This window comes from Mailhella massiliensis, from assembly GCF_020741395.1.
Taxonomy (GTDB): domain Bacteria; phylum Desulfobacterota; class Desulfovibrionia; order Desulfovibrionales; family Desulfovibrionaceae; genus Mailhella; species Mailhella massiliensis_A.
In genome coordinates this window covers 1-2,519 of sequence record NZ_DYZA01000148.1, presented here as the reverse complement: position 1 = coordinate 2,519, position 2,519 = coordinate 1, and the positions used below count along the sequence as shown (strand labels likewise).

Here is a 2,519-nt window from a genome sequence, read left to right as displayed (position 1 = left end):
GTGGACCCTTGCGCTTTTTCTTGTTCCCTCAGGCCTTCAGGCGGGCGTCATACTTTCGGAAGAAGTGAGCGTTACGGAAACCAGCCTGCTGGAACGAAAACATACGCAGGAATTTCTCATCGACAGCATGGATGTGGCCAGCCTTTCCCCCTCCGCCCGCCTGCTGGCCCTGCCCCGCCCCATGGTCACCCCCGAGCTTGCCGAAGCCATGAACGAAGGAAAGATATACACGGCTCCGGAAGAATGGCGGCGCATTATTGCAAAGGCCGCCAAGGCCTACGACCTGCCGGAATCGCTCATCGCCGCCGTCATACGCACGGAATCAGCCTTTCAGGCCCACGCCGTTTCCCCCAAAGGAGCGCGCGGAGCCATGCAGATCATGCCGGAAACTCAGAAGGAACTGGGCCTGGAAGACCCCTATGACGCCGAGGCCAACGTCATGGCCGGCAGTGCCTACCTGCGCCGTCAGCTCGACCGCTTCGGCTCCCTCGACCTGGCGCTTGCGGCCTACAACGCCGGACCGGCCAACGTCGTCAAGTACGGCGGCGTCCCGCCCTTCCCCGAAACACAGGCCTACCTCAGGCAGGTGACGGCCCACCGCCTGGCGGAAACTTCCACCTCGAAACAGCGGGAAAACAGCCATGAATAAATTTCTCACAACCCTTATCGCCGCAAGCCTCGCGACCCTTCTTCTGGCTGTCGGCTGTGGGGCCTGGCTGTTCTGGCAGTCCTGGGAAGAAAGCAAAAGGCTGGAGCAGCAGAACCGCGAACTTCAGGCTTCCCTTGAGGCCTCGCGCATACGCCTGGATAATTTCTGCGAATATCCCATGAATGCCCTGTGCGATGTGGACGGGCAGCGGGGCACTGTGAGCGACGCCATGGGCATACTGCCCGCGCCTTCTGCACCGCAGCCTGCCCCGGCGGCAGTGAGCGGCGCTCCCGAGGAGCCCGCTGAGGCTTCCCCTGTCGCGTTTCCGATGGAAGAAGTGACGAAAGATGAAGATAAGGGCGAATCCCCGGGCGGGCATACGGTTTCCGGTAAAATCGACCCCCAGGCCTACCCGGCAAAGGAAAAAAGCGCAGCCCCGGCAATGACGAAGGATGAAAAACAGAGCGTTCCGCCCTCTGCCGAAAAGCCGGCGCCCGCTCCCATGCAGAAAGAGGGAGAAATTGCGCCCTCCCCCCGGGAAGACACAAAAAACGGGCCTTCTGAAGAAAGCTCCGTATCCGGCCAAGCCAAAAACGACGCTCTCCCCGAAAGACAAGCGGCAGATGCCGCGCCTGAGGAAAAAAAAGAAGAAGCGGACAGCCGCGCTGCACCGAAAAAAACCTGGATCACGCTGGAGCAGGCGCCCACGTCCATGCTTTTCCGCATCGCCGGGGCAGGAAATTGTCTGACGGCTGAGGGGGCGCTGAAGGAAGAGCCTCTGCGTTATGAAGTCACCCTGAAAGGACGCTGGAAGGTAGCCTTCCGGCGAGTAAGCACGAATCTTGTCAAAGGCATGTCCGTGGAATTTCGCAACAGCGACACCGTGATCGTCTTCTCCCTCGCAGGGCAGCCTTCGCAGTGCTCGGTCGCGCAGGAGGACGCGCGCACCATCGCCATAACCCTGCGGTAGCGGTATGGAGGGAAGACCGTCTCAGGAATTCTTTTCATCGAAAAGCTTTGCCAGCACGCCGGCAAAGGGTCTAGCCGCGGTGGGAAGTTCAAACGTCTTCCCCAGCACCATGTCCTTGAGCAGGGCGTCCACTCCTTCGCGGTCGGCAAAAATATCCACAGGCCGCAACCATGTACCGCCTTCCCCTGCTTCGACGCGGCGGAGGGTAATACGCACTTCTTCCGAAAAACCCCTGAGCCGTACACGCGCGGTTATGCCTTTCTCTTCAGCACAGCGAAGTTCAAGAATATCTGCATAGCGCCCCACCTTGTATCTCAGTGCTCCCATGACGGCTTCACTCTGCAGCATTCTGTCCACCCCTGCCCGGAGCAGCGCTGTGGACTCATGTTGAAACACTCCCATCTCAGTCCTCCTCCCTTGCCAGCACTATGGCTTCTCCAAGAAGGAACATGGCCTGCGCCGTAGCCTGAAGAAAGAGCATGGCTTCCTCGGCCTGCCGCCCCTTCACTGCTCCGCTCATGGCGGCCAGAGCCATGATGCTCCAGCTTCCCTTGATGCAGGCCGCAAGGCGGTCACCTTCAGGGCTGCCTCCGGGCATGGCCGCAAACTCCAGCGCCGTGTCGTCCAGGTATTTCATGCCGCGCTCCCGGGAAAGCAGAGCAAAAAGATTGCTTTTCAGGAGCTCTTCTCCCACAGCGTTCCACAGATGGGCGGCCGCTGCTCCCGCAAAACAGCAGGAACCCAACACAGCAAGAGGTTCCACATGGTCGTACAGAGAATGGTATTCCCGGATACAATGCTCGAAAAAGGAGCGTACAAGGCCGGACAACTCGGGAATACTGCGTACGGACTCCTTTAAAAAACCCGTTTTCACTGCCTCCTGAGCCAGAAGGTTCTGAA

General features: G+C 59.6%; 4 protein-coding genes. 2 read left to right on the top strand and 2 right to left on the bottom strand.

All coding sequences use genetic code 11. The annotated features are described in order from the left end of the window. A partial coding sequence (locus tag K8W16_RS07375) for a lytic transglycosylase domain-containing protein (protein WP_304122510.1) occupies positions 1-649 on the top strand: 649 nt, incomplete at its 5' end. Then, positions 642-1,619: a hypothetical protein gene (locus K8W16_RS07370; protein ID WP_304122509.1), complete on the top strand. Its 978-nt coding sequence runs from the start codon at positions 642-644 to the stop codon at positions 1,617-1,619. The genes K8W16_RS07375 and K8W16_RS07370, both read left to right, overlap by 8 nt. Before the next feature lie 21 nt (positions 1,620-1,640). Here K8W16_RS07370 and K8W16_RS07365 read toward each other — a convergent pair whose 3' ends face one another. Together K8W16_RS07365 and K8W16_RS07360 are read right to left on the bottom strand one after the other, a co-directional pair. Next, positions 1,641-2,021: a hypothetical protein gene (locus tag K8W16_RS07365; protein ID WP_304122508.1), complete on the bottom strand. Its 381-nt coding sequence runs from the start codon at positions 2,019-2,021 to the stop codon at positions 1,641-1,643. Between the two features lies 1 nt (position 2,022). Further along, the coding region (locus K8W16_RS07360) for a hypothetical protein (RefSeq protein ID WP_304122507.1) at positions 2,023-2,519 on the bottom strand (497 nt) is incomplete at its 5' end.